24 protein-coding genes are annotated in these 24,704 nt (G+C 65.2%); 15 read left to right on the forward strand and 9 right to left on the reverse strand.

What is annotated here, in order from left to right:
* Window positions 1-175 precede the first annotated feature (175 nt).
* The gene (locus ACJYUO_RS02350) at window positions 176-1,132 is read left to right on the forward strand and encodes a TIGR03557 family F420-dependent LLM class oxidoreductase (protein ID WP_494343803.1); all 957 of its coding nucleotides are present in this window, start codon (window positions 176-178) and stop codon (window positions 1,130-1,132) included.
* Between the two features lie 67 nt (window positions 1,133-1,199).
* Here ACJYUO_RS02350 and ACJYUO_RS02355 read toward each other — a convergent pair whose 3' ends face one another.
* Window positions 1,200-2,324, reverse strand: coding sequence for an NADH dehydrogenase subunit (locus ACJYUO_RS02355; protein WP_494343804.1), 1,125 nt, complete (start codon window positions 2,322-2,324; stop codon window positions 1,200-1,202).
* Between the two features lie 167 nt (window positions 2,325-2,491).
* On the opposite strand from ACJYUO_RS02355, the gene ACJYUO_RS02360 reads away from it, so the two are divergent.
* The 3 genes from ACJYUO_RS02360 (at window position 2,492) to ACJYUO_RS02370 (ending at window position 5,053) form a co-directional block, all read left to right on the forward strand.
* Entirely contained in the window at window positions 2,492-3,154 is a 663-nt protein-coding gene (locus ACJYUO_RS02360; RefSeq protein ID WP_494343805.1) for a helix-turn-helix domain-containing protein, read from the forward strand.
* Between the two features lie 345 nt (window positions 3,155-3,499).
* Entirely contained in the window at window positions 3,500-4,516 is a 1,017-nt protein-coding gene (locus ACJYUO_RS02365; protein ID WP_494343806.1) for an aldo/keto reductase, read from the forward strand.
* 114 nt (window positions 4,517-4,630) lie between these two features.
* Window positions 4,631-5,053 (forward strand): sterol desaturase, encoded by a 423-nt coding sequence (locus ACJYUO_RS02370; RefSeq protein WP_494343807.1) that lies wholly within the window; start codon window positions 4,631-4,633, stop codon window positions 5,051-5,053.
* A 59-nt stretch (window positions 5,054-5,112) separates the two neighbouring features.
* On the opposite strand, the gene ACJYUO_RS02375 is transcribed toward ACJYUO_RS02370, so the two are convergent.
* Window positions 5,113-6,309, reverse strand: coding sequence for a M24 family metallopeptidase (locus tag ACJYUO_RS02375; RefSeq protein ID WP_494343808.1), 1,197 nt, complete (start codon window positions 6,307-6,309; stop codon window positions 5,113-5,115).
* 101 nt (window positions 6,310-6,410) lie between these two features.
* On the opposite strand from ACJYUO_RS02375, the gene ACJYUO_RS02380 reads away from it, so the two are divergent.
* The gene (locus ACJYUO_RS02380) at window positions 6,411-7,550 is read left to right on the forward strand and encodes a LolA family protein (protein ID WP_494343809.1); all 1,140 of its coding nucleotides are present in this window, start codon (window positions 6,411-6,413) and stop codon (window positions 7,548-7,550) included.
* Between the two features lie 158 nt (window positions 7,551-7,708).
* Entirely contained in the window at window positions 7,709-9,013 is a 1,305-nt protein-coding gene (aroA, locus tag ACJYUO_RS02385) for a 3-phosphoshikimate 1-carboxyvinyltransferase (RefSeq protein ID WP_494343810.1), read from the forward strand.
* An 89-nt stretch (window positions 9,014-9,102) separates the two neighbouring features.
* Here the strand turns inward: aroA and ACJYUO_RS02390 are convergent, their stop codons facing one another.
* Complete coding sequence (locus ACJYUO_RS02390) at window positions 9,103-10,050, reverse strand: hypothetical protein (protein ID WP_494343811.1); 948 nt, start codon at window positions 10,048-10,050, stop codon at window positions 9,103-9,105.
* A gap of 255 nt (window positions 10,051-10,305) precedes the next feature.
* Between ACJYUO_RS02390 and ACJYUO_RS02395 the strand changes: the two genes are divergently transcribed.
* Window positions 10,306-11,448, forward strand: coding sequence for a thiolase family protein (locus ACJYUO_RS02395; protein ID WP_494343812.1), 1,143 nt, complete (start codon window positions 10,306-10,308; stop codon window positions 11,446-11,448).
* Window positions 11,449-11,552: 104 nt separating this feature from the next.
* Here ACJYUO_RS02395 and ACJYUO_RS02400 read toward each other — a convergent pair whose 3' ends face one another.
* Window positions 11,553-12,128 carry a DoxX family membrane protein gene (locus tag ACJYUO_RS02400; RefSeq protein ID WP_494343813.1) on the reverse strand — a complete coding sequence of 192 codons (576 nt, stop codon included), beginning with the start codon at window positions 12,126-12,128 and terminating at the stop codon, window positions 11,553-11,555.
* A gap of 172 nt (window positions 12,129-12,300) precedes the next feature.
* The gene (locus tag ACJYUO_RS02405; protein WP_494343814.1) at window positions 12,301-13,473 is read right to left on the reverse strand and encodes an MFS transporter; all 1,173 of its coding nucleotides are present in this window, start codon (window positions 13,471-13,473) and stop codon (window positions 12,301-12,303) included.
* Between the two features lie 260 nt (window positions 13,474-13,733).
* Here ACJYUO_RS02405 and ACJYUO_RS02410 point away from each other — a divergent pair, with 260 nt between their 5' ends.
* Complete coding sequence (locus tag ACJYUO_RS02410; RefSeq protein ID WP_494344423.1) at window positions 13,734-14,849, forward strand: MFS transporter; 1,116 nt, start codon at window positions 13,734-13,736, stop codon at window positions 14,847-14,849.
* 107 nt (window positions 14,850-14,956) lie between these two features.
* Entirely contained in the window at window positions 14,957-16,108 is a 1,152-nt protein-coding gene (gene aroC / locus ACJYUO_RS02415) for a chorismate synthase (protein ID WP_494343815.1), read from the forward strand.
* Window positions 16,109-16,155: 47 nt separating this feature from the next.
* Here aroC and ACJYUO_RS02420 read toward each other — a convergent pair whose 3' ends face one another.
* A complete protein-coding gene (locus tag ACJYUO_RS02420) occupies window positions 16,156-16,329 on the reverse strand; it encodes a hypothetical protein (protein WP_494343816.1) in 174 nt (57 codons plus the stop codon).
* A gap of 167 nt (window positions 16,330-16,496) precedes the next feature.
* Entirely contained in the window at window positions 16,497-17,153 is a 657-nt protein-coding gene (locus ACJYUO_RS02425; RefSeq protein ID WP_494343817.1) for a lactate utilization protein, read from the reverse strand.
* 195 nt (window positions 17,154-17,348) lie between these two features.
* Between ACJYUO_RS02425 and ACJYUO_RS02430 the strand changes: the two genes are divergently transcribed.
* From ACJYUO_RS02430 to ACJYUO_RS02440, 3 genes are all read left to right on the forward strand, one after another.
* A complete protein-coding gene (locus ACJYUO_RS02430; RefSeq protein ID WP_494343818.1) occupies window positions 17,349-18,125 on the forward strand; it encodes a PHP domain-containing protein in 777 nt (258 codons plus the stop codon).
* 241 nt (window positions 18,126-18,366) lie between these two features.
* Window positions 18,367-20,271: a 2-oxoacid:acceptor oxidoreductase subunit alpha gene (locus tag ACJYUO_RS02435; protein WP_494343819.1), complete on the forward strand. Its 1,905-nt coding sequence runs from the start codon at window positions 18,367-18,369 to the stop codon at window positions 20,269-20,271.
* Window positions 20,272-20,274: 3 nt separating this feature from the next.
* Window positions 20,275-21,210 (forward strand): thiamine pyrophosphate-dependent enzyme, encoded by a 936-nt coding sequence (locus ACJYUO_RS02440; protein WP_494343820.1) that lies wholly within the window; start codon window positions 20,275-20,277, stop codon window positions 21,208-21,210.
* Window positions 21,211-21,325: 115 nt separating this feature from the next.
* Here ACJYUO_RS02440 and ACJYUO_RS02445 read toward each other — a convergent pair whose 3' ends face one another.
* Together ACJYUO_RS02445 and ACJYUO_RS02450 are read right to left on the reverse strand one after the other, a co-directional pair.
* Window positions 21,326-22,495 carry a LolA family protein gene (locus tag ACJYUO_RS02445; protein WP_494343821.1) on the reverse strand — a complete coding sequence of 390 codons (1,170 nt, stop codon included), beginning with the start codon at window positions 22,493-22,495 and terminating at the stop codon, window positions 21,326-21,328.
* Between the two features lie 73 nt (window positions 22,496-22,568).
* Window positions 22,569-22,883, reverse strand: coding sequence for a hypothetical protein (locus tag ACJYUO_RS02450; protein ID WP_494343822.1), 315 nt, complete (start codon window positions 22,881-22,883; stop codon window positions 22,569-22,571).
* A 153-nt stretch (window positions 22,884-23,036) separates the two neighbouring features.
* Between ACJYUO_RS02450 and lrpA1 the strand changes: the two genes are divergently transcribed.
* The 3 genes from lrpA1 to ACJYUO_RS02465 all read left to right on the forward strand — a co-directional run bounded on the left by lrpA1 (window position 23,037) and on the right by ACJYUO_RS02465 (window position 24,698).
* The gene (gene lrpA1 / locus ACJYUO_RS02455) at window positions 23,037-23,465 is read left to right on the forward strand and encodes an HTH-type transcriptional regulator LrpA1 (RefSeq protein WP_494343823.1); all 429 of its coding nucleotides are present in this window, start codon (window positions 23,037-23,039) and stop codon (window positions 23,463-23,465) included.
* A gap of 73 nt (window positions 23,466-23,538) precedes the next feature.
* Window positions 23,539-24,018 (forward strand): SRPBCC family protein, encoded by a 480-nt coding sequence (locus ACJYUO_RS02460; protein ID WP_494343824.1) that lies wholly within the window; start codon window positions 23,539-23,541, stop codon window positions 24,016-24,018.
* Window positions 24,019-24,107: 89 nt separating this feature from the next.
* A complete protein-coding gene (locus ACJYUO_RS02465; RefSeq protein ID WP_494343825.1) occupies window positions 24,108-24,698 on the forward strand; it encodes a nitrous oxide reductase accessory protein NosL in 591 nt (196 codons plus the stop codon).
* Window positions 24,699-24,704: the final 6 nt, after the last annotated feature.

Consider the following 24,704-nt stretch of genomic DNA (forward strand, 5'->3'; position numbering starts at 1 on the left):
ACGCACGGCGGGTAAGGGGTTCGATTCTCGCAAGCATTTGCATGGCTGGGGTCCGGTTCGCACCCCGGTTCTCACTCACTTCGTTCGTTCCGGATTGCGCACTTCCGAACTGCGCACGCGCTCTTGCCCTCGCAGGTGCAACCGTTACCCGTCGGTCCGTGATAGCGGATCGGGAATGCCACAGCTCGGTTACACCCTCTCGAGCGAGGAGTTCGGTCCGCAGGAACTGGTCGACATCGCCCGCAAGGCGGAGGAAGCCGGCTTCGATTTCCTCTCGATATCGGATCACATTCACCCGTGGGTCTCCGCACAGGGCGAGTCACCGTTCGTCTGGTCGACGTTGGGCGGGATCGCGACGGTGACAGACGAGATCGAGGTCGGTGTCGGCGTCACCTGTCCGACGATCCGGATCCATCCGGTCAACGTCGCCCACGCGGTCGCCACCGTCGACGAGATGCTCGGCGACCGGTTTACGTTCGGCGTCGGCACCGGCGAGAACTTGAACGAACACGTCACCGGCGAGCGCTGGCCGGAACACGACGTCCGCCTCGAGATGCTAGACGAGGCGATGGACGTGATGCGCTCGCTGTGGACCGGCGAGACGACGAGTCACCACGGCGAGTACTACACGGTCGAGAACGCGAAACTCTTCACCGTGCCCGACGAGCAGCTGACGACGATCGGGAGCGCGTTCGGCCCGCAGACGGCCGAGTGGGTCGCCGAGACAGCGGACGGCCTCTGGTGTTCCGGCCCCAAATCGGAGCCGGTCGAGGCCTACGAGGACGCCGGCGGCGAGGGCCCGAAATACACGCAACTCCACGGCTGCTACGCCGACAGCGAGGACGAAGCGATCGAGACGATCCTCGAGCAGTGGCCAAACGGCTCGATTCCGGGCGAACTCGGGCAGGAACTCCCGACGCCGGCCCATTTCGAACAGGCGGCCCAGATGGTCGAGAAGGAGGACATCGCCGAGGCCGGCACGACCACCGAGCCGGACCCGCAGGCCCACATCGACAGCATCGAGCAGGCGATCGACGCCGGCTACGATCACGTCTACGTCCACCAGATCGGCGAGGAACAGGAGAAGGCGATCGAACTCTACGAGGAAGACGTGCTGCCGTCGTTCCGCTGATTCGTCGGGATTCGGTGTGAGCCAGCCCACCGGGTCAGTGCGCGACGGCGCACCGCGGCTGCGCTCGCTACCCGTTCGAGAGCGATTCGATCTCGATAGCCGACGCGGACACCGCCGTCACTTCGCCGCCGATAGACGCGTGCTGTGGGTTACTGATGCCGTCGGACCGCGGGGTTGCGATCCGGTCGCCGGTTTCGACCCGATCGCCGACAGCGACGATCGGATCGGCTGGTTCGACGACGTCGGGCTCGAGGTTCGTCGCGAGCGGGATCCGGACGCGGGACGGTTCGATCGTCGCGGTGGGTTCGGACTCCACCTCTCGATCGGTCCACTCGTACTCCTCGAGCACGTCGGTTCGGCCCTCACCGTACGTATTTTCCGCGACGGTCGCTTCGTCGAGGACGAGCAGGCAGTTCGTGTGCTTGCGGACGCCGTAGTCAGCCGGCGGCGCATCGGCGGGAAAACACCAGCCCGGCCCGCCGTCGGCGATCACGGCGTCCGACGGCAGCGACTCGGGCGGAAGCCCCGTCGCTCGCAGCAGTTCGCACGCGGGCGTGCCGATCGGGACCTCGAGGAACCGATCCCGCGGCACGTCGCCGCTGACGTGGACGTACTTGCGAGTCACGGGTGTGCCGTCGGTGAACGCGCGAGAGATGTTATACAGGGTCTCGGTGTTCTGCACGAGCCAACCGTGATCGGTGGGAAGGCCGTTCCCGATAACCGTGCCGTCGACGGTCTTGAGGAGGACGCTCTCCATCCCGTACTGGTACTTGTTCTCCGTGTAGGCGAACACGACGCCCGATTTCGCGTCCCTGTCGAAAGGGAGTTCGTTTGGCCGGATCACCGTGCCACGAGTCTCGGTCTCGAGCTCTCGCACGTGTTCGTCGCGGTCTTTCCACTTCGCGCTGACGACGATCCGATCGAACGCCTGCTCGAGGAGGGCGTCGAACAGCGCGGCGAACGTCTCCGCCCGGGTCTTTCCGAGCCACTTGTCGATGTAGTAGTTCGGTTCGCTCTCCTGGTGGTTCACCAGGAGGGAATCGACCGCGTCGAGGTTCGTCCACTTCGCGTAGGACGGAAAGCCAGCGCCGCCTGCACCCGCGACACCAGCCGCCCGGATTAGATCGCTCCCCTCGGTTCGAACGTCCGGCCACTCCGCGTCACGAGTCGGCTGCATCCGTGGAGTCGTCATGACATGCGGAGCATCGTCCGGGACGAGCGTTCGACTTGCTCCGCATATATGAGGGGCGTTTATACCATATCGTCACGGCGTTCGGTCCGCCGTCTGCCGTCTGCCGGCCGCCGGTCCATCGAGACGGTAGCTTTGTAGGCGCCAGCGAACGTATCTCGAGCAGCGAAATGCGCTATCTCGAGGTGACCCTCCAGCGACCACCGGCCGAGCAGCATCCGATGCACCAGTTCATCGTCGAACACGAGGGGTATACCGCATCGAGGCTGCTTTACGGCCATCAGTACGGCGACGAACACGCGATGCTGTTTTACATCGACGGTCCGCGAGTCCCCTACGAGCACGCCCTCGAGGACGCACCCACGTTGCTCGACTACGAGATCGCACCGTGTCGCGACGATTCCTTCTACCTGTACGTGCGGGAGTCGCTGACGGGGGCCGATCGAACGTTCGTGGACGCGGTCGAACAACCGGGGCTGATCGTCATCCCGCCGGTAGCGTTCCGCGACGACGGGACGATACGACTGACGGCGGTCGGTCCCGACGAGGCGATCCAGACAGCTGTCGACGACGTGGCCGATACGGCGCGCGTCGACGTCCGCTCGGTCGGGAAGTACTGCGCCGGGCGAATCGACACGCGGGCGGATTTGACCCAGCGCCAGTTCGAAGCCGTTTCCGCGGCCGTCGACTGCGGCTACTACCACGCGACCCGGGATGGGTCCCTCGAGGACGTCGCGGATCGGCTGGATTGCTCGAGCGGGACGGCGGGGGAGTTGCTTCGGCGGGCCGAACGAACTGTCATGGAAGGGGTCGTCCACGGCGGGCCGTTCTGAAATCGACGGTCCGTCGCTGCATGGCCGTGAGATCGTGGAAGCTGGGGTCGGCGGGATCGCTCGAAGAAGGCGTACTCGTGACGATCCACCTCGATCACACACGACCATCGACGGCTCGGTTCGACCGACTACGACGGCTCGGAGGTCGGCGTCGGCAACTGGAACATCGGCGGTAGTCGAGTCGGGGCACTGTCGGCGACGAAACCGGCCGCGACGTCTTCGTTGCGATGACGGTCGAACGGCGGCTCGGACCACTTCGAGCCAATCGACGGTCTCGAGGTGCGTACGTATCGATCGGTCGCCGGTTTCCCACCCATTTTATCGTTCGGGGATGAACCGCGACGCATGGAGTACACCACGCTCGGCGATACGGGCACGACGGTCTCGAAACTCTGCTTCGGCACCTGGCGCTTCGGGAAGGAGAGCGACGGCACCGTCGAGACCGACCGCGAGGAGGCCCACGAACTGCTTGACGCCTGTTGGGACCACGGCATCAACTTCATCGACACGGCGAACGTCTACGGCGATCCGAACGGGAAAAGCGAGCGCTGGATCGGCGAGTGGCTCGAGGACCGGGGTCACCACCGCGAGGACATCGTCCTCGCCTCGAAGGTCTACTTCCCGTTCGACGGCCGGGGCGAACCCGGACCGAACGACTCCGGGCTCGGGCGCAAGCACATCCGCGCCCAGATCGAGGGGACCTTAGAACGGCTCGGAACCGACTACCTCGACCTGTACTACATCCACCGCTGGGACGAGAACACGCCGATCCGGGAGACCATGCGGACGCTCACCGAACTCGTCCGCGAGGGGAAAGTCCACTATCTGGGGGCCTCGAGCATGGCCGCCTGGAAGCTCACCAAGGCGCTGTGGACGAGCGACGCCGAGGGCCTCGAGCGCTTCGACGTGACCCAGCCGATGTTCAACGCGGCCGATACGGACGACGTGAGCGACTACCTCGACGTCTGTGCCGATCAGGACATCGCGGTCTGTCCGTACTCGCCGCTGGCCGGCGGCTTCCTCACCGGGAAGTACGAGCGGGCCGACGACGGGACCGTCATCGCGCCCGACGGTGCCCGCGGCAGCCTCACTGATCTGTTCGAGGACCGCTACACGAGCGAAAAAGCATGGGAGGTACTCGAGGCCGTCGAGACCGTCGCCGAGCAGGTCGACGCCACGCCCGCACAGGTGTCGTTGCGCTGGCTCATGGAGCAAGACCGGTTTACCTGCGTGCCGATCGTCGGCGCGCGGACGACCGACCAACTCGAGGAGAACGTCGGCGCGGTCGACCTCGAACTGAGCGACGACCAGTTCGAGCGGATCGACGCCGCACGCGGGCCGGACGACGACGGCTATCGTTGAGGGCTCGAGTCGTCGTGGTCCGGCTCCGTTTCAGTACCCGAAGCGAGGCTCACGACGAGCACCCATAACGTATATTCGATTACATTTATCTGGCGGTCGAACGTTTCCTCGACCATGCAACGCGCCAGTCGACACACCCTCATCGCGCTCTCTCTCGGCGGCGGAATCGGGGCCGGGCTCTACTGGCTCGGCGGATACGGCAGCCTCGCGCTCGTCGCCGGGCTGTGCTGGGCCTGCGGGCTCGGACTTACCTTCCGCATCGGCCGCCTGTATCCGGCCTACGCCACGGGCGAGACGTGGGCCGATAAACGATGGACGGGACTCAGCGTCGGGCTCGCTACGCTCGCCGCTCTCACGGGTGTGAGTCCCGCGCTCCCGATTTCCGAGGAGCTACGGCTCGGCCTCGGGGTCCTCGTCACGGGTGTTGGCTTAGTCGCGTACGCGGCGGGGACGATCGCCGTACTAGAACGGACCGAAGGCGCATCGACCGGAACTCCCTCGAACGCCGGCACGTCGTATTCGGCGGACGACGACTGACATAGCAGTATCAGCCGATATTCCGGTCCGAACCAATACATCACCGAACCCGCGGCAGTCTACCGTTCTCCGTCGGTGGTCGGCTCGAGCCCGATCCGGTAGTCGGTCAGGTTCTCGTACCCGTCCTCGGTGACGACGATCAGGTCCTCGATGCGGACGCCGCCGACCGCGGGGTCGTAGATACCGGGTTCGATCGAGATCACGTGACCCGGCTCGAGGTCGCCGCCGGCGGGCGAGACGCTCGGCTCCTCGTGGATGTCGAGGCCGACGCCGTGGCCCGTGCTGTGGATGAAGCCGGTCTCGGTGTTCGGATCGCTCCGCAGGGTCTCGTAGCCCGCGTCCTCGATCACGTCACAGGCCGCCCCGTGTACGTCGGCTCCCGTCACGCCGGCTTCGACGGTCTCGAGGGCGGCCTCGTACGCTTCGTGGGTGACCTCGTAGCGCCTGCGGGCCTCCTCGCCGGGGTCGCCGCGGGCGAACGTGCGGGTCATGTCTGCAAAGTAGCCCATCTTCTTGTCCCGCGGGAAGATGTCGATCACGATCAGTTCGTCGGGCTCGAGCGGGCCGCTGCCGCGGTCGTGGGGGTCCGCACCGTCGGCTCCGCAGGCGACGATGGTCTCGTCTAGCCCACAGCCGTGGCGCAGCAGGGTCACCTCGATCTCTTCCGTGACGCGCTGGCTAGTGAGCGCCTCGCCGTCGCGGACGAGAATCCCGTCCTCGATGTCGGCGGTCGCGATCAGCTCCTCGGCTCTCGCCATCGCGGCCTCGTTGGCCCGCTGGCTCGCCCGGATCTGGTCGATTTCCCAGTCGGTTTTCGTCGCGCGGATGGTCGCGATGACCCCTTCGCGTTCGACCGTGACGCCGAGCCCGAATTCACGGAGGCCGTCCGCGGTCCCCGTCGGGAAGTTCTGCGGGACCGCGACCGACTCGACCTCGTGGTCCTCGAGAAAGGCAGCGAGCATGCGGATCTTCCCCTCGTACTGGCCGTGGTCGGCGACCAGTTGCTGGTAGTCGTACGCTGCTCGTCGGGTGACCGAGTCGGCGTTCGCGTCCGCGCTCGCTCGCCCGTACTCGAGCCCGGAAACGAGCAGGTGGACCCCGTCTCGAGTCACCAGCGTCTGGTAGGGATCCGGGGCGGTAAAGCCGGAGACGTACCGCTGGTCCGAATCCGAGGCATCGTCGTCGATCAGGTAGCCGTCTGCGCCTTCGGCCGCGAACCGCTCGCGAAGCGGGGAAAGGTCGACGTCGACGTTCATGCACGGACCTGTGACGCCGGCCCACATAATCCCGGGGATCCCGGCTAGCCCGGATCGATTCGAACCCACAAACTTATCAATAAAGGTGGTAATCACCGCATATGAACCGTCGTCGGATTCTGGCAGCGGGAGCCGCGATCGCGCTCGCCGGTTGCGTTAGTTCGCCGGCCGACGACTCACCCTCGGGTGCTGATTTCGTCCGGGATGCGATCGAGACGCGCCGCCACATGACCGACCTCGAGGCCCGGCGAACCGTGACGGTCCAAACGCCGGACGACACCGTCGAGCGCACGGAGCGGATCGCCCGGGAGCCGCCGGCCAAACAGCGGATCGAGGTCCTCGAGTCGACCGATCCGGACGTGCCGGCCGACTCGGTCATCGTGACTAACCGGGAGGTCACGTGGGAGTACAATCCGGAGACGGACCTGGTAGACGTCCAGTTTCACGGGAGCAAACTCGACGCCGATCGCACGCTGCAGGTACTCGAGACCCTCCTCGCGGAGTACCGGCTCAGCTACGGCGGGACGGCGATCGTCGACGGACGCGACGCACACGTCGTCGAGACGCGGCCACCGCTCGAGGAAACCGGGCGACGGATCGATCTCGTCGTCGGCGACACGACCTACGCCGTCCCGCTGTCGTCGGGCGATCTCGAGGACCTAGACGTCTCGCGGACGCTCTGGATCGACGACGAGTATCGGTATCCGGTCAAGGAACGGAACGCGGTCCGCGACGGCGAGGAGACTCGTTACGACCTGACCGTGACGTACGAAGACCTCGCGATCGACGCGGACCTCGAGCCGAAGACGTTTACCTACCAGCCGCCGGCAGACGCCGACGTCGTCACCGACGGGTCGGAGCCGTCGGGGATCTTCGACTCGATCGAGAACGCCGAGGACGCGGTCCCGTACGACCTGCCGGACTCGGATCTCCCCGGGGCATATCTCTCGGATCGAATCACCGTCGTCGAGCGGGCTGACAAGTACGGCGGCACGACGACGACGCTGTGGTACGACGATCCGAACGTCGTCGCCCGCGAACTCTTCATCGTCGTCCGCGAGGAGCCTCGGTTCAAACCATCCCTCCTCGAGGAGGTCGAGATCGACGGCCGAACGGCCTACTACCGGGACGGCCGGATCCAGAGCATCTTCTGGGACTGCGGCGGCGTGAGCTACGAGGTCTCGAGTCTGGTCGAAGACGACCCGCTGCGAGAGATCGCGGCCTCGATCGGGTGTCCGTAATTCAGCGTCTTTTTCGCCTGCAAATCCGATGCTTCTCGTTCGAACACCGATCGCCGGGACACAGGCTTTGCTAGCCGAGTTTGAATCCTAACCCCCCATCTCGAGTCGATACTGCTGGGATCGGTATCGGTAAGGCGCGGCCACTCCACAGAGCGAGCATGAACGTCACGATCACGCCCTCGAGCGTCGCCGGCACGGCGCGGGCACCGCCCTCGAAGAGCTACACCCACCGGGCGATCCTCGCTGCGGGCTACGCCGACGGCGCGACCGTCCGCGACGCACTCTGGAGCGCGGACACGCAAGCGACTGCCCGTGCAATCGAACTGTTCGGCGGCGATGTCGATCGGGCTGCGAACGGGACGCTCGACGTCGACGGCTTCGACGGCCGCCCCGACGTGCCGGCGGACGTTATCGACTGTGCGAACAGCGGCACGACTATGCGGCTCGTCACCGCCGCGGCGGCGCTGGCTGACGGGACTACAGTCCTGACCGGCGACGAGTCCCTGCGCTCGCGGCCTCAGGGGCCGCTGCTCGAGGCGCTGGCTGACCTCGACGCCGCGGCCGAGAGCACCCGCGGGAACGGACAGGCCCCGCTGGTCGTCACCGGCCCCCTCGCGGGCGGCGAGGTGTCGATCCCCGGCGACGTGTCCTCCCAGTACATCACCGCCCTGCTCATGGCCGGCGCGGTCACCGACGAGGGGATCGCGATCGATCTCGAGACGGAACTCAAGTCCGCCCCCTACGTCGACATCACGCTCGAGGTGCTCGCGGACTTCGGCGTCGAGGCCCGGCAGACGGAGACCGGCTTCGCCGTCGACGGCGAGCAATCGTATGCACCAACCGGCGGCGAGTACGCCGTCCCCGGCGACTTCTCCTCGATCTCGTACCCGCTCGCGGCGGGTGCGATCGCCGGCGACGACGGCGACGGCGTCCGCATCGAGGGTGCCCACCCCAGCGCGCAGGGCGACAGCGCCATCGTCGACATCGTCGAGCGGATGGGTGCCGACGTGGACTGGGACCGCGACGACGGAACGATCGACGTCTCGGCGGCCCCGCTCTCCGGAATCGAGGTCGACGTCGAGGACACACCCGACCTACTGCCGACGATCGCGACGCTCGGCGCGGTCGCGGACGGCGAGACGCACATTACGAACGCCGAACACGTCCGCTACAAGGAGACCGACCGCGTCAGCGCGATGGCCGAGGAACTCGGGAAAATGGGCGTTGCAACGACCGAAGAGCGGGATTCGCTGACGGTTCACGGCGGCGACTCGGACCTCGAGGGCGCGACCGTCTCCGGGTGCGACGACCATCGGATCATCATGGCGCTCGCACTCGCCGGGCTGGCAGCCGACGGCGAAACCACCATCGAGGGTGCCGACCACGTCGATGTCTCGTTCCCCGGCTTCTTCGACGTGCTCGAGGAGTTAGGCGTCGCCCTCGAGCGTAACGGCGGACAGTAGCGACTGTCGTCTGACGGAAGCGGCTAGCTGCAGATCGCTGGCAGCCGTTTTCCTCGCGCGGGCTCTCGGCCCTTCGCTCGGGTGACCCCTTACTCCGGTATCTCGAAGCCGCCGAGCGGGATTCCGTCGTCCGTTTCGGGGCTGTTCCAGACGATCACGAGTACGTCACCCGGGCTCGCGTCCGTCACTGCGACGGTGAGCTGATCGCCCGGCGTGATCTCGCCGGAGAACTGCTCGTCGGTGGGATCGCTGCCGACTCCGATCCACGTAGACTCGCTCTGGAACGCATCGCTACCCTCGTACGTGATCGTGACTTGGCGGGCCGCGCCGTCGTAGTCGAACGAGAACTCGGCGTTCGGAACCGCGGGCGGGTCGCGGTCGACGACGTTCGGATTCAGGTAGCCACCGACTTCGGAGTCCGTCTCGTCGGTATCGGATTCCGCGACGGTCATATTCGAGACGTGAACGATGCGGGAATCCTCGGATGCAGCCGGCGTCGGACCGTACTCGACGGTCGCTCGATAGACACCGTCGTGATGTTCGGTAAACGCCGCGTCGTGTTCCTTGATGTCCCGGTCGGCGACGGTCCCCATGAACTTCCCGAGGTGGATCTGATGGGTCTCCCGGGCCTCGTAGTACGCCTCGTCGGCGTAGGCGTTGATCGTCCAGTTCTCGGCGTCCGCGTCGTAGACCGGAGCCACAAAGAGGGTTGCTCCGTCGTCAGTCGTGTCGAGGACCGGAGCGATATCGAACGACGCCGAGCTATCGACGTCTCGAAGGTGCCCGTAGATCCACTCGACCCCGATCGGGGAGACGTACACAACCGTCCCTGCCGTGGAACCACCCGCTACGATCTGCACCTGTCCGTCGCTGATCGCGTCGATATTGACCTCGTAGATACCGTCGTCCCGACGCTCGAGATCTGCCGGAGTCGTGTCGGCAGCCGGTTCGTCAGCGAGATCGTCGCCCATGCAACCCGCGGTCGTGGTCGCTCCGGCGGCGAGTGTCGTAAGGAGGATCTGGCGGCGGCGGACCATACGTACTGGCCAACAGCGCCACAGTTAATATTTTTGACTAACAGGCTGTGTAACAAGGCCGTATAGCGCGGCGTTCGTCTCGGTCACGTAGGACCTTCGTCCTCTTCGAGCCGCTCGATCAACGTGTGGGTGTCGGAACGGGCCCAGTGACGCCTGTTGTGTCTTTATCAACCGCTTCGCGGTTGTTGCGTGCCGCTCCCGAACTGCTTACCGGATGGAGCAGTTATTTATGCCATCGAAAAATGATTACATACAATGTCAGATAATACGCCAGTGGTCGTTAGCGCTGTTAGAACGGCACAGGGAAAAGAAGACGGTGCGCTCGCAGATATTCGCAGCGAAGACCTCTCGATCCCGCTGGTCGACGAGATGCTCGCCGAGACGGGTGTCGAGGGTGACGACGTCGACGATCTAATGTGGGGCTGTGCCCAGCAGCGCTCGGAGCAGCGGACGAACATCGCACGGCAGATCGCGCTCTTTTCGGCTCTCGGCGAGTCGGTGCCGGCGACGACCATCGACCGCCAGTGTGCCTCCTCCGCGCAGGCGATCATCAGCGCCGCGGACTCGATCGCCGCGGGTCGCCACGACGCCGTCATCGCCGGCGGCGTCGAGAGCATGAGTCGTGTCAAGATGGGCGCGGCCGACAGCGGCGAGATGTATCCGAAACTCGATGAGGAGTACGGCATGCGGAACCTCCAGATGGGGATGACCGCCGAGAAGGTCGCCGAGGAGTACGATATCAGCCGCGAGGAACAGGACGAGTACGGCGCGCGCAGCCAACAGCGCGCGGTCGAAGCAACCGAGGAAGGCAAATTCGACGACGAGATCGTCCCCCTCGAAACAGCGGACGGCGTCCACGACGAGGACGAGGGACTTCGCCCCGGCACGACCCCCGAGAAGCTCGCCGAACTGCCGACCGTCTTCAAGGAGGACGGGACGGTCACGCCCGGCAACGCCTCCCAGATCGCCGACGGCGCGGCCGGTGTGATGCTCACCAGTCAGGCATTCGCCGACGAGAACGACCTCGAGGTCCTCGCGAAAGTCGGCACCAGCTACGTCGCGGGCGTCGACCCGACGATCATGGGTGTCGGCCCGGTCCCGGCGACGGAGGGCCTGCTCGAGCGCGCCGGTCGCGAGATCGACGACTACGGACTCGTCGAGATCAACGAGGCCTTCGCCAGCCAGACGTTGTACTCCCAGCGCGAACTCGGTATTCCGGACGATCAGCTAAACGTCAACGGCGGCGCGATCGCCATCGGCCATCCGCTGGGCTGTTCCGGCGCACGACTGCCGGTAACGCTGGTCCACGAGATGAACCGCGAGGGCGTCGACCGCGGCATCGCAACCGAGTGCGTCGGCTTCGGACAGGGCGCGGCGATCGAGTTCGAACTGCCCTGAGCCGCTCGAGATCGTTGCTGTCCGCGGCTGATTGGGTGACGGGTTGCGAGTAGCAGCCGAAACGGGTTGTAGCGACGAACCGAGAAAAGAGAGACAGAGACCGCCTATCCGAGGAGGTACTCGAGGCGCGGGTAGCGCTCGAGGAGCGTCTCGCCGCCGAGGTCGTAGGTCTCGAGTCGGGCGTCGAGGCCGAGGATTCGGCCGGCACCGAAGGCGGCGACGGCGAGGAAGACGAGCATGTACGCGAAGTCGCCGTTGATGAACCCGTGAGCCATGTCCCAGTTGCCGAAGTAGAACAGGAGCATCATGAGCGCACCGAACAAGGCCGCGAGGCGGACGAACGCACCGACGAGCAGCCCGAGACCGATGAGGAGTTCGCCCCACGGAACGGCGACGTTCACGAATTCGACGACCCACGGGGTCGACCCCATCCACGCGAAGACGCTCGCGAGGGGGTTGCCGTTGGTCGCTGCGACGGTGGTCAGGTAACCGCCGGCGCTGAACGGTTCGGCTGCGACGAGCTTCGTGAACCCGGAGTAGGCGAAGGCCCACCCCATCATGAGCCGGAGCGAGAGGACGAACCACGCCGAGAGGCTGTGGGCGCGGCCGCCGACCGTGTAGCCGCGAATGGTGCTTTCGAACGTGTTGTGCGCGTCTGGAGAGATGGTGGATGCGGTCATAGTATCGGAAGAGAACTTCCTATTTCCTAGAAGGACTGCGACACACATATAATAATATGTATATGTGTTAGCATAGTTTTCTGTAAGTTATGGCGTTCACATGCGATCGCGAGACGAGCAGGAGGGCGGCGTTCGAGACGGCTCGCGTGGTCGTCGTGCGTTGACACTGCGGTCAGTAGCCGAGGCCAAATGCTCGGTTCACGGCGAGCGAACAGACGGTGATCGCGAACAGCCCGCCGAGGACGAGAAACGATGTTCCCCAGCCGAACAGATCGGCCAGCAGGCCGACGCCAACGGAGCCGGCGGAGCCGACGACGGTGTAACACGTCCGGACGAGCCCGAAGCCGGCACCGCGTTCGGCGTCGCCGAACTGGTCGAGGAATCGCGGATCGAGCGCCGCGAAGAAACTCGAGCCGAGGCCGGCCAGCAGGACGGCGATGCCAACGGTGACCCGCGATTGCCCCGCCACTAGTCCGAAGCAACCGATCGTCCCGGCGAGCATCGAGCCGCCGATCGCGAGGTCGCGCCCGTACCGGTCGGAGAGGGCACCCAGCAGGAACTGGCCGACGGTTCGCACGACGAAAAACGCGGAGAAGGCCGTTCCGGCGACCGTCGCGGAGTAGCCGCGGTGCTCGACGAAGAAGGTCGGTAGGAACGTGAGCAGTCCCTGCACGATGAACGTCCCGAGCATGGCGATCGCGAGCGTGAACGCGACGGCCGGCCGCGAGACGAGTTCGAACAGCGTCGCAACCTCGAACCGGTCGCGCATTGGTTGCTCCGGCCGCCGCGGTTCGGTCGGTCGGATCCGCCACGCGAACAGCGCGAAGACCGGCACGCCGACCGCGACGGTGAGCGCGAGCGCCGGCCGCCAGCCGTACCGGGTCCCCACCCACGCCGCCGCGACGGGGGCGACCAGTCCGGCAAGCGGCCCGCCCATCGAGTGGATCCCGACCGCGCGGCCGACTTCGTCGTAGGTCCGCGAGAGCAGCGTCGTCGCGACGGCGTAGTGCAGCCCCGCGATGAGGCCGAGTCCGACCGCGAGGACGACGAACGCGGCGAAGACCGGCGAGAACGCGAGCAAGACGCTCGCGATTACGGTCCCGCCGACGGCGATGAGGATGACCGGTTTCTCCCCGTACCGATCACTGAGGACGCCGCTCGGGAACTGCGAGAGCCCGTAGGCGAGCCACATCCCCGTCAGCGCGAGCCCGATTTCCGCGTTCGAGACGCCGAAATCCGCGACGATGAACGGAATGACCGGACTGATCGCCATCCGCGCGAAGTAGGTGACGAAAAAGGCGAGCAGACAGAGCACGAGCACCGTCGTCCGGTACTGCCAGCGCATTGGTTCTACCCGCGGACTTTCGCGGTGAGCTGTATAAGCGTGGTGACATCGGTGGGGTGAGTCGAATCGAGTCGCAGTACCGCAGTGTCTCAGTCTCTATCGTGTACGTATCCGGTATCTTTCACACCCGGATCCGGGTCCGAAACGGAACGTTTTCGACGGCGGACCGGCGACGCGAGGACGTGACGACCGAACCCGGAACCGGTGAACGTCCCGACAGCCGCCGCAGCTGGGTCGTGGCGATCGTCGGCGCGATCGCGATGGTCTTTACGTTCGGTACGGCGTTCTCCTACGGCGTCTTCCAGCAGCCGTTCGGCGAAGCCTTCGGGGTGTCGCCGGTCGCGCTCTCGGGGGTCTTCGCCGTCATGCTGTTCACGTTTTTCATCGGGTCCGGTGTGATCGGGGTCTTCGCCGCCCGGGTTCCGGCCCGCATCGTGTTGCTCGCTTGTGCCGTCGCCATCGGCGCGATCGCCCCGACGCTGTACGCAGTGGAATCCCCAGTCGGGCTGACGGTCGTGTTCGCCGTCCTCGGGCTGGCGCTCGGCACGGTCTTCGTGGTGCTCGCGTCGGTGGTCCCCCGCTGGTTCGACCGGCGTCGCGGTGCTGCCACGGGACTCATTTTCGTCGGGAACGGGCTGGGACTGTTCGTCCTGCCGCCGATTTGGCAACGGACTCTTACGCGTGTCGGCGTCCGGCAGGGCTTTCTCGCGATCATGGCCGTAACCGCAGTCACGTTCCTGCTCGCCGGACTCACCTGTCGCCGGCCGACCTGGGCGGAGCGCTCGACGGCGACGGCCGGCGACCTCCTCGAGTGGACCCGCGGACTGGTCGGCACCCGAAGCTTCCGGCTGTTGTTCGTCGGGGTCGGGCTGGCCTTCGCCTGGTACCAACTGCTGACGGCGTACGCGATCGACCTGTTCGCCGCGCGGGGGTTGACCACAGCCGACGCCGCGACCGCGTACGGCCTGATTGGCGGCGTAAGCATTATCTCACGGCTCGGCAGCGGTTACGCGACCGACCTGGTCGGCTCGCGTCGGGCCTTCCTCGCCTCGATTTGCTGTGCGGCCGCCGGTATCGCGCTGTTGTTCCTGCCACACCTATCGGTTCTCGTGGTCGCGATATTCCTGACCGGACTCGGACTGGGCGGCTGTGCGACGCTGTACGTGCCGCTGGTGATGGGCATCTACGATCCGGAGAAAGACACCGCGATCGTCGGCGTGTTCAACGTCGCGATCGGGACCAGCGCCCTGATCATGCCCTTGCTCGGCACTTCGAGTATCGCCTACACTGGGGGCTATACCGTCGCGATCGCGTTGACCCTCGTCGCGACGCTCGCCTCGCTGTGGGCGACGGTCGCCGGGACGACGTCCGCCTGAAAGGCCGGGCAGCGCACAGACTTACGGCTCGCTCGAGTCCCGGGGCGGGAATCGGGCCGCGTTCGAACCCTGCACCGCTAAGTGGCCCCGCCACCGACGACGTGGTAATGAACGGCAACCGCTTCGGTCGCCTCTTTCAGGTGACCACGTTCGGCGAGAGCCACGGGGAGGCGATGGGCTGTACGGTTTCGGGCTGTCCGGCCGGCCTCGAGCTTTCCGAAGAGGACATTCAGGCAGATCTCGACCGGCGAAAGCCGGGCCAATCGATGATCACGACCAGCCGCGGCGAACCCGACGACGTCTCGATCAAGTCGGGGGTTCAGGACGGCTACACGACCGGCACGCCGATCGGGCTGGTCATCCAGAACAAGGACGCCCGCTCGGGCAAGTACGAACCCTTTATCACCGCACCCCGACCCTCTCACGGCGACTTCACCTACTCGGCGAAGTTCGGGACGCGCAACTGGGGCGGCGGCGGCCGCTCGTCGGCCCGTGAGACGGTCAACTGGGTCGCCGCGGGTGCGATCGCGAAAAAAATCCTCGCACAGGAGGGAATCGAACTCAAGGCCCACGTCAACCAGATCGGCGATATCGAGGCCCCCGACGTGAGCTTCGAGCAGATCAAGGAACACTCCGAAGAGAACGACGTCCGCTGTGCCCACCCCGAGACCGCCGAGCGGATGCAAGAGCGGATCGAAGAGTACCAGGAGGAAGGCGACTCTATCGGCGGCAGCATCTACTTCGAAGCGCAGGGGGTTCCGGTCGGGCTGGGCGCACCCCGCTTCGACTCGCTGTCCGCGCGGCTCGGCCAGGCCATGATGGCGGTGCCGGCGACGACGGCCTTCGAGTTCGGCCTCGGGACCGAGGCAACCGAGTGGACCGGCAAAGAGCGAAACGACGACTGGGAGTTCGACGACGAGGGCAACCCGACGCCGGTCGAAAACGACCACGGCGGAATTCAAGGAGGCATCTCGAGCGGCGAGCCCATCTACGGCGAAGTAACGCTCCACGCGCCAACCTCGATCCCGAAATCCCAGCAGACCGCCGACTGGGAGACAGGCGAACTCAAAGAGGAGAAGGTAATCGGCCGTCACGACCCCGTCCTCCCGCCGCGGGGCGTCCCCGTCGTCGAGGCGATGCTCGCGCTGACACTGGTCGACTTCATGCTCCTGAGCGGCCGGATCAACCCCGACCGTGTCGACGACCGGCCCGGCGAGTACGACACGGACTACCATCCGAGCAACCCGAAAAACGAGTAACTCGCCGGTCCGACGGCACACCCTCGTTGTAGACGCAGTTGGTCCTATTAGCAGTAGTAGACCCAGAACGTGTGCGCAGCCGAGCACTCCACCTTCGTGTGTTCTCCGAAGGCCGCTCGATACGGGCTGATTTTCAGTTCCACATCGGCGTCAGGGACCGGTATGGTACTCGATTCACCGCATTCGGGACACGCGACTTCCCGTGTTTCTGTGAGTTGCATCTGCGTTGATCAGTGATTGTACATCACGAACAATGATTAACATATCTGCGCCGACGTGATAGATCCACCATCATGACAGTCTCGATACTGTGCGAAATCGGTAGCGCGAAAACACCGTGTCAGGGGTGTCTCTGCACTGCAGAGACTATCCGAGCGTGATCGGCTCGTTAGTATCCCAGCTGCTCGCGGACGAGCACGACGGTCGTCCGCCCCTCCTCGAGTTCCTGGCGGAAGATGAGTTCCTTGGCGATGGCCGACTCGACGCCGTAGGCCTCCTGTGCGCGTTCGTTCTCGAGGGGGTAGGCCACCGATTCGAGGCGCTCGAGGGCGTCGTCGAGCGTCGGCACGATCTTGTTGACGCCGCTGACGATGACGACGTTGCTCGCGGCGAAGGGGTACGCCCCGATCCGACTGCCCGAGCGGTCGGCGGCGACGAGTTCGCCGGTCTGGGCAATCGCGTTGATGCCGCCGAGGAAGTAGTCGGCGGTCTGTGACTCTCGGCGAGCGGCCTGGCGCTTCGCGTCGTCGTCGATGCTCCAGATCTCGTCGGCCAGACTCTCCCACTCGTGGTCGCCCTCCAAGAGGTACTCTGCGAAGCCGATCTCCTCGAGGGTCGTGGAGTGGCCGTTCATCACCGACGCGTCGGCGGGGATCTGTGACTGGACCGCGTCGAGGGCCTCGTCGGCCGAGTCGGCGACGACGACGTCGAAACCGTTGGCCTCGAGGTTCTCGACGGCCGTCTCGACGGCGTCGTCGGTCGGGAGTTCGTCGAGCGTCGCGTCGATCTCGGCGTCGTCTACGTAATCAGATTTTTGCTGTGACATTTGAACGTATCCGTACACGTGAATGGGGCCGTGTCCGACTTAAGCGCTCGCGGATACCAGTGTTAGGTGATTACACCGATGTTACTCCGTTCGAGCAGCGAATATGTCCGCTATCCAATGTTTAAAACTGCGGTTCACTGTTCGAACCTGTTCCGCGAGCGAAACTACTAACCCGTCTTTCGTGGTCGACGGCCTATGCGCGATTTTCACGTCCACTCGAACTACTCGGATGGCGGCTTTCTCAGGAGGATGGTACGCGCCGCCGAAAGCGCCGGCCTCGAGGGCGTGGGCTTCGCCGACCACTGCAACGTGGCCCCGCGCGGGCGACCCGAATCGATGCGCAGCCTCTATGGCTTCAACCTCGACCTCACTTACGAGCGGCGTCGGCGAGGAATCGAACGGGTCCGCGAGGAGTTCGACCTCGAGATCTACGACGCGGTCGAGATGGACTACGACCCGCGCGACGAGGGCGCGATCGATGCGTTTCTCGAGGAGGCTGAGTTCGACTACGCGATCGGGAGCGTCCACGACATCGGCGGCAATAACGTCCAGGTCGCGTCGAACTTCACAGCGATGTCCGACGCCGAGCGCGATGCTGTCATCGACGACTACTTCGAGACGCTGACCGCGCTCGTTGAGTCGGACCTGTTCGATATCGCGGCCCATGTCGACCTGCTCGAGCGGACACCGCCACTGCGGGGACGGGCGACGGAGGCGCAATATCAGCGGGTGGCGCGAGCGTTCGCCGATTCCCGAACGGTTCCCGAGATCAACGCCGGCCGAGCGCTGACCGACGCCGAGATCGTCCATCCCTCCGACCGATTGCTGTCCATTCTGCGCGACCACGACGTGGCCGTCACCGTCGGCACCGATTCTCATCGTCCCAGTGAGATCCCTGATCGCGTCGACTTCCTCGCCGATTTCGTCGCGGAGACGGGACTCGAGCCGGTCGATCCTGCCGCCCTCGCGTAGTAGCCTAGGAAAACGGTCGAACACGGCAGAGTAGTTCAATGGTCACGAACGCGGTTTCCGTTCTCCGAACGAATGTGGACAAGTAGGCGCTCGCGTTGCGCTTATAGTAATGATCTTTCATACATATTCTTCAATGGCTGTCCATTCTTCACGAAAGTTCCTTGGTAATCTATAGCAAAGGCTTTAGGTACGGTAGACCGAAAATCCGGGTACGGTTGGCCCATCGGCCACTGATCCACCTATGAGCAGCGACGAACTCATCTGGCGAATCGCGGGCGGTTCCGGAGACGGGATCGACTCGACGAGCCAGAACTTTGCCAAGGCGCTGATGCGCTCGGGGCTCGACGTATTTACACACCGCCACTATCCGTCGCGGATTCGCGGTGGCCACACCTACGTCGAGATCCGGGCCGCAGACCACGAAGTACAGTCCCGTGGCGACGGCTACAACTTCCTGCTCGCACTGGGCGACTCCTTCGCTCGCAACCCACAGGAAGAGGCCTACTACGGAAACGAAGAGATCAAACCCCTCTCGGAGAACTTAGACGACCTCCGCGAGGGCGGGATCATCGTCTACGACGAGGGACTCGTCAGTGAGGAAGACGTTGAGGCGATCGATCTCGAGGAACGCGCCGAAGCGAACGATTGGCACGTCTTCCCGATGGACCTCCGGTCGCTCGCTCGCGAGCACGGCCGCGAGGTCATGCGCAACACCGCCGGCGTCGGCGTCACCGCTGCGCTGCTCGACATGGATCTCGAGCACATCGAGGACCTGATGGCAGACGCCATGGGCGGGGACATCCTCGAGTCGAACCTCGAGATCCTCCACGAGGCCCACGACATCGTCACGGAGGAGTACGACTTCGAGCACGACCTTCGGGTCCCCGAAGGCTCTCACGAGAGTCAGCAGGCGCTGCTGTCGGGCTCGAACGCGATCGCCTACGGCGCGATCGACGCCGGCTGTCGGTTCATTGCCGGCTACCCGATGACGCCGTGGACGGACGTGTTCACCATCCTCAGCCAGAACTTCCCCGACATGGGCGGCGTCTCCGAGCAGGTCGAAGACGAGATCGCCGCGGCCGCGCTCGCAGTGGGCGCGAGTCACGCCGGCGTCAAGGCCATGTCCGGCTCTTCGGGCGGCGGCTTCGCGCTAATGAGCGAACCGCTCGGGCTCGCCGAGATGACCGAGACGCCGCTGGTTCTCATCGAGGCCATGCGCGCTGGTCCCTCGACCGGGATGCCGACCAAGCCCGAACAGTCCGACCTAGAGCACGTGCTCTACACGAGTCAGGGCGACTCCCAGCGCGTCGTCTTCGCGCCGGGCAACATCGAAGAGGCCTACGAACAGACCCGACTCGCCTTCGAGATCGCGTGGGACTACCAGATCCCCGCGATCCTCATCTACGACCAGAAGCTCGGCGGCGAGAACACCAACGTCGATCTCGAGTTCTTCGACCGCGAACCCAAGCCGGATCTCGGGTCGACGCTGACCGAAGACGAGCTTCGAGAGGCCGCACACGACAACTCCGGGAAGTTCAAGCGGTTCAACCACGAGGACGCCGAGAACGGCGTCAGCCCGCGGTCGCTGCCCGGCCAGAAGGGCGGGCGATACCTCGCGACCGGTAACGAGCACTCGCCCGTCGGGCACATCAGCGAAGACCCCGACAACCGCGTCGCCCAGATGGACCGTCGTCTCGAGAAACTCGAGTCGATCCGTCGGGAACTCGACGAGGAGCGCGAGTCCACCCAGACCTACTTCGGGCCCGAGGAGGCCGACTACGGCATCATCACGTGGGGCTCGAGCCAGGGTGCCGTCGAGGAGGCCATCGGCCGACTCAACGAGAACGGCCACTCCGTCAAAGGGATCAGCGTCTCCGATATGATGCCGTTCCCCGAGACAGAAGTGACCGAGTTCCTCGAGAGCGTCGACGAGGCGCTGGTCGTCGAGATGAACGCCACCGCGCAGTTCCGCGGCCTGCTCCAGAAGGAACTGGGTCGCTTCGGCGAGAAGCTGACCAGCCTGCTGAAGTACAACGGCAACCCCTTCGAGCCCGCCGAGATCGTCGAGGGCTACGAGGTTAACCTCGCCGACGAGGACCGCGAACCGACCGCACAGGTACGAATCGAACCCGCTGCAGGTGACTGAACCATGAGTGCATTCAACGCGATCGGAGAGGAACGGGAAATCGACCGGGACGAGTTTACCCCCGGCGTCGAACCGCAGCCGACGTGGTGTCCGGGCTGTGGTGACTTCGGCGTTCTGAAGTCACTGAAACAGGCGCTGCCGGAGATCGGCAAGACGCCCGAAGAGGTGCTGACCGTCACCGGGATCGGCTGTTCCGGGAAGCTAAACAGCTACCTCGACACGTACGGGTTCCATACGATCCACGGGCGCTCGCTGCCCGTGGCCCGCGCCGCAAAGCTCGCCAACACCGACCTCGAGGTCATCGCCGCCGGCGGTGACGGCGACGGCTACGGAATCGGCGGCAACCACTTCATCCACTCGGCGCGGGAGAACCACGATATGACCTATATCGTGTTCAACAACGAGATCTTCGGCCTGACGAAGGGCCAGACCTCACCGACCAGCCCGAAGGGCCACAAGTCCAAGACCCAGCCCTCGGGCAGCGCGAAGACGCCGATTCGGCCGCTGTCACAGTCGCTGACCGCTGGCGCGAGCTACGTCGCTCGCACCGCTGCGGTCAATCCGAATCAGGCAAAGGAGATCATCAAGGAAGCCATCGAGCACGACGGCTTCGCACACATTGACTTCCTGACCCAGTGTCCGACGTGGAACAAGGACGCCCGACAGTACGTCCCCTACGTCGACATCCAGGAGTCCGACGACTACGATCACGACATCCACGACCGCGCGGAAGCGGCCGAGATGATGCGTGAGACCGAGGACGTGCTCAACGAGGGCACCGTCCTGACCGGCCGCTACTACGTCGACGAGGACCGCCCGTCCTACCAGGAAGAGAAGTCCGCCGTCGGCGAACTTCCCGACCAGCCGCTTGCAGAGCGGTACTTCGACGAGGACGTCGAGTGGGAGCGCAGCTACGACCTGCTCGAGCGCCACACGTAGACCCGATTCGCGCGATCTCCGCGGTTCGTTTTTTCGCAGTCGTCCGACTCGACTCGAGACGGTTCACAGTCCCACGAGTGCAACGTGCGGGGACAGGAACGGGATATCGACTCCGTTAGCAGTCAGTCCGGAGTGACTCGCCGACCGCCACGGCCGTGCCGTCGTCGAACGCCTCGTCGGCGAAGACCGAATAGGTTTGCTCGCCACACGACCACTGTAACTCGGTCCCCTCGTCAGTTTCGGCGATCGTTCCCCTCGTGGCTCCGACCGCGACCGCGTCGCCGCCGACCGCGAACCGTCGCGGGCCGTCACTGGTCGTGACCGACACCGTCTCGTCGTCCGGCGTTCGGTACTGGAGCGAGACCTGCGTCCGGTTCTCGTCGGGGAACTCGTAGCTCGTGATCGAGTCGAGTTCGACCGCGTCGGGCAGCGCGTCCGCCGGCGGCTCGGCGATCGCGAACGGGACGGCCGCGTCGGCCGCGTCGACGGTCTCGTAGCTGCCGATCGACGGGAACTCGATCGACTCGACGTGCGTGCCGTTCGCACCCGCCGCCTGCGGGTCGAACGCGAAGCGCTCGTCGTCGATCCCGCCGTCGATCGAGAGGTTTCGGTAGGTCCGCTCGAGGGAGACCCCCTCACCCTCGACCGCGTGTTTGACCGGGAACAGCGTCTCCTGATCGTACCAGACCTCGACGCGGTCGACGCTGCGGTCGGCGGGCTCGCCCTCGCTGGTCGCTAGCGGAATGACGTACTCGGTGTCCTCGATCAGGACACTGATCGAGCGCTCGATCGTCTCGCCGTCCGGCGGATCGAACGCGACGCGGTAGGCGTCGCGGCCGTCGACCGTCGTCTCCTCGGTCGCCGTGATCTCGTAGGCCTCGAGGTAGCGCTCTTGCTGGTCGTACAGTCCCTCGAGATACGATGTCGCGTTCGGATCGGTCTCGAGGCGAGTCGCCCAGTTGTGTGTGGCGTCGTAGTGCCAGCGCTCGTCGCCGTCGTCCGCGATGACGGTATCCGCGCCGCCGGCGCTGGTTTCGATTCGGCTCTTCCCGTCGGCTCGGAGCCACACGTCTTCGGTGTACTGAGTCGTTTCGCCGTCAACGGTCCGGCGAACCTCGACCGTCGCGGTGACGTCGTTCGGTGGCTCGGCCTCGCTGATTTCCTGCTCGAGGTCGGCCGGCGTCGGGCCGCTACTCGGCAGCGTGGCACAGCCCGCGGTCAGGAGCACGAGCGCCAGCGCGACGGCGAAGAGGGGAGATCGGGGGTCACGATCGCTGGCCAACATGTTATCCACCTCACGTTTCAGCAATCATTAACTCGTCGGTCCGGGTACTGCTGTCGCCGCAGTTGGCCACCGGTTACTCGTGAGCGCCGAATCCGCCGGCGAACAGGGTCGAGAGGTATCGCAGGACGAGCAAGGCGACGATCAGTCCTGCGAGAAAGCGGGGATCGAAGCCGGCCCGCATCTCGCGTATGCCGTACGCCACCACGAGGACCCCCATGAGGAGGGCGGTCCCGCCGGCCCACCGGGCCGCGTGGCCCGGGTCGACCGACTCGTCGTAGTTCGCGTGGAGGTCGACGCGCCCGCGGAACGCGATGAGAGAGCCGAGTCCCAGAATCGCGAGCCCGCAGAGCACCCAGACGAAACCGCTGACGAGATTCGGGTCGACCATACCGGTGTGGAATCTGGGCCCAGCGGGCGAATAAGTCCGGCGGTTATCCGGTCGAACTGTGGCCTGACAGCCGCCCGCTCGCCGTCTTCCGTTCGGATATCCGTCGTTTTCGTATACAAAAGATATTTTTCTGCCCGAGCAAAACATACTCTCATGAGTACGCAGGCGACGGAAGACCGTATTCTCGATGTTCTCGAGGAGGACGCACAGGCGTCCTACGCCGAGATCGCCGAGCGGGCGAACGTCTCGAAGCCCACAGTACGCAAGTACATCAATCAACTCGAGGAGGAGGGTGTCATCGTCGGCTATTCAGCCGATATCGACCCGAAAAAGCTCTCGAGTCAGACGATCGCGCTGGTCGGACTGGACGTGGCAAGCGAGCGTTACGTCGAGGCGACGAAAGCGATCAAGGACCTCGAGGAGGTCGAGGCGCTGTACAGTTCCAGCGGCGACCACATGCTGATGGCCGAAGTGCGCGCCGAGGACGGCGACGCCCTCGGCGAGATTATCTCCGAGGAACTCCTCGAGATCGACGGCGTCACCGCGGCCCATCCCTCGTTCTTGCAGGAACGGCTGAAGTAACTCCCCTGACGCTCTCCGTCGTCGCCGTTGGGATTTCAGTTTTCAGGCTGGGCGTCGTACTCCAGGATAGTTCATGCAGACATACGAACGCGAAACGACCGTCGACTCGCCGTTCGACTCGGTCTGGGGGTTTCATTCGCGGATTTCCGGGCTCGAGGCGGTCACGCCCGACTGGCTCCATCTGCGCGTCGAGCGCGTGATCGGTCCCGACGGCGAGCCGGAGCCGGACGTACTCGAGCCCGGGTCGGAAATCGCGCTGTCGATGCGCCCGTTTGGCGTGGGGCCGCGCCAGCACTGGACGTCGGTGATCACGGCCCGCGAGCGCGGCGAGGGAACGGCGTACTTTCGCGACGAGATGGTGCACGGCCCGTTCGACCACTGGGAGCACACGCACGCGTTCTTCGCCGACCGGGAGCAGACAGTCATCCGGGATCGCGTGGAGTACGACCTGCCGTTCGGCGGCCTCGGCGACGCGGTCGAGCCCGTCTCGACGCTCGGCTTCGAGGCCATGTTCCGGGCACGCCACCGGCTGGCGAAAGCGCAACTCGAGTGATCGGCGAGGCCGGTCGGGAGAGGCCGTTCCGTTCGGATTCGAGAGGTGTACCACGCTCGTTTTTGCCCGTTGGGCCGCTAGGACGGACCATGACTGACCGCAAGCGACTCGAGCGCCGGGAACTGTTGGGTGCGCTCGGGGTAGGCGCAGCCGCTGGCATCGCGGGGTGTCTCGGCGGTGACGACGAGGACGACGGCTCTCAGGCGCAGGTGTACGAGCCGACGATGGAGGGCGTCGAGGAGGGACCGGTCGAGTTCGGTGACGACGATGTCTGTGCAGTCTGCAGTATGTCGGTTCAAAAATACTTCGGCGGTCGTGGGCAACTCGTTCACGAAAACGGGCTGGGGGCGACGTTCGAGTCCCCGGGCTGTCTGTTCGCCTACATCGCCTCGTCGACGCCGGAGTCACCGATCACCGGGGCGTGGACGGTCGACCGCCGGACCGGCGACCTCATCGACGCGACCGAGGCCCATTTCGTCCTCATCACCGACGACGAGGCCGCCGACGACCCGATGGGGATCGACCCGCGCCCCTACGGCGACCGCGAGGACGCCGTCGCCTTCCTCGAGGAGTGGGAGACTGAGGACCTGAACCCCGACGAGGATATCATCGTCGGACTAGACGCGGTCGATCTCGAGATCGCATCCATCTACCGCGGCACGTGGCTCCCCGACGAGTAGCGATCC

This window comes from Natrinema sp. CRL1, from assembly GCF_059162405.1.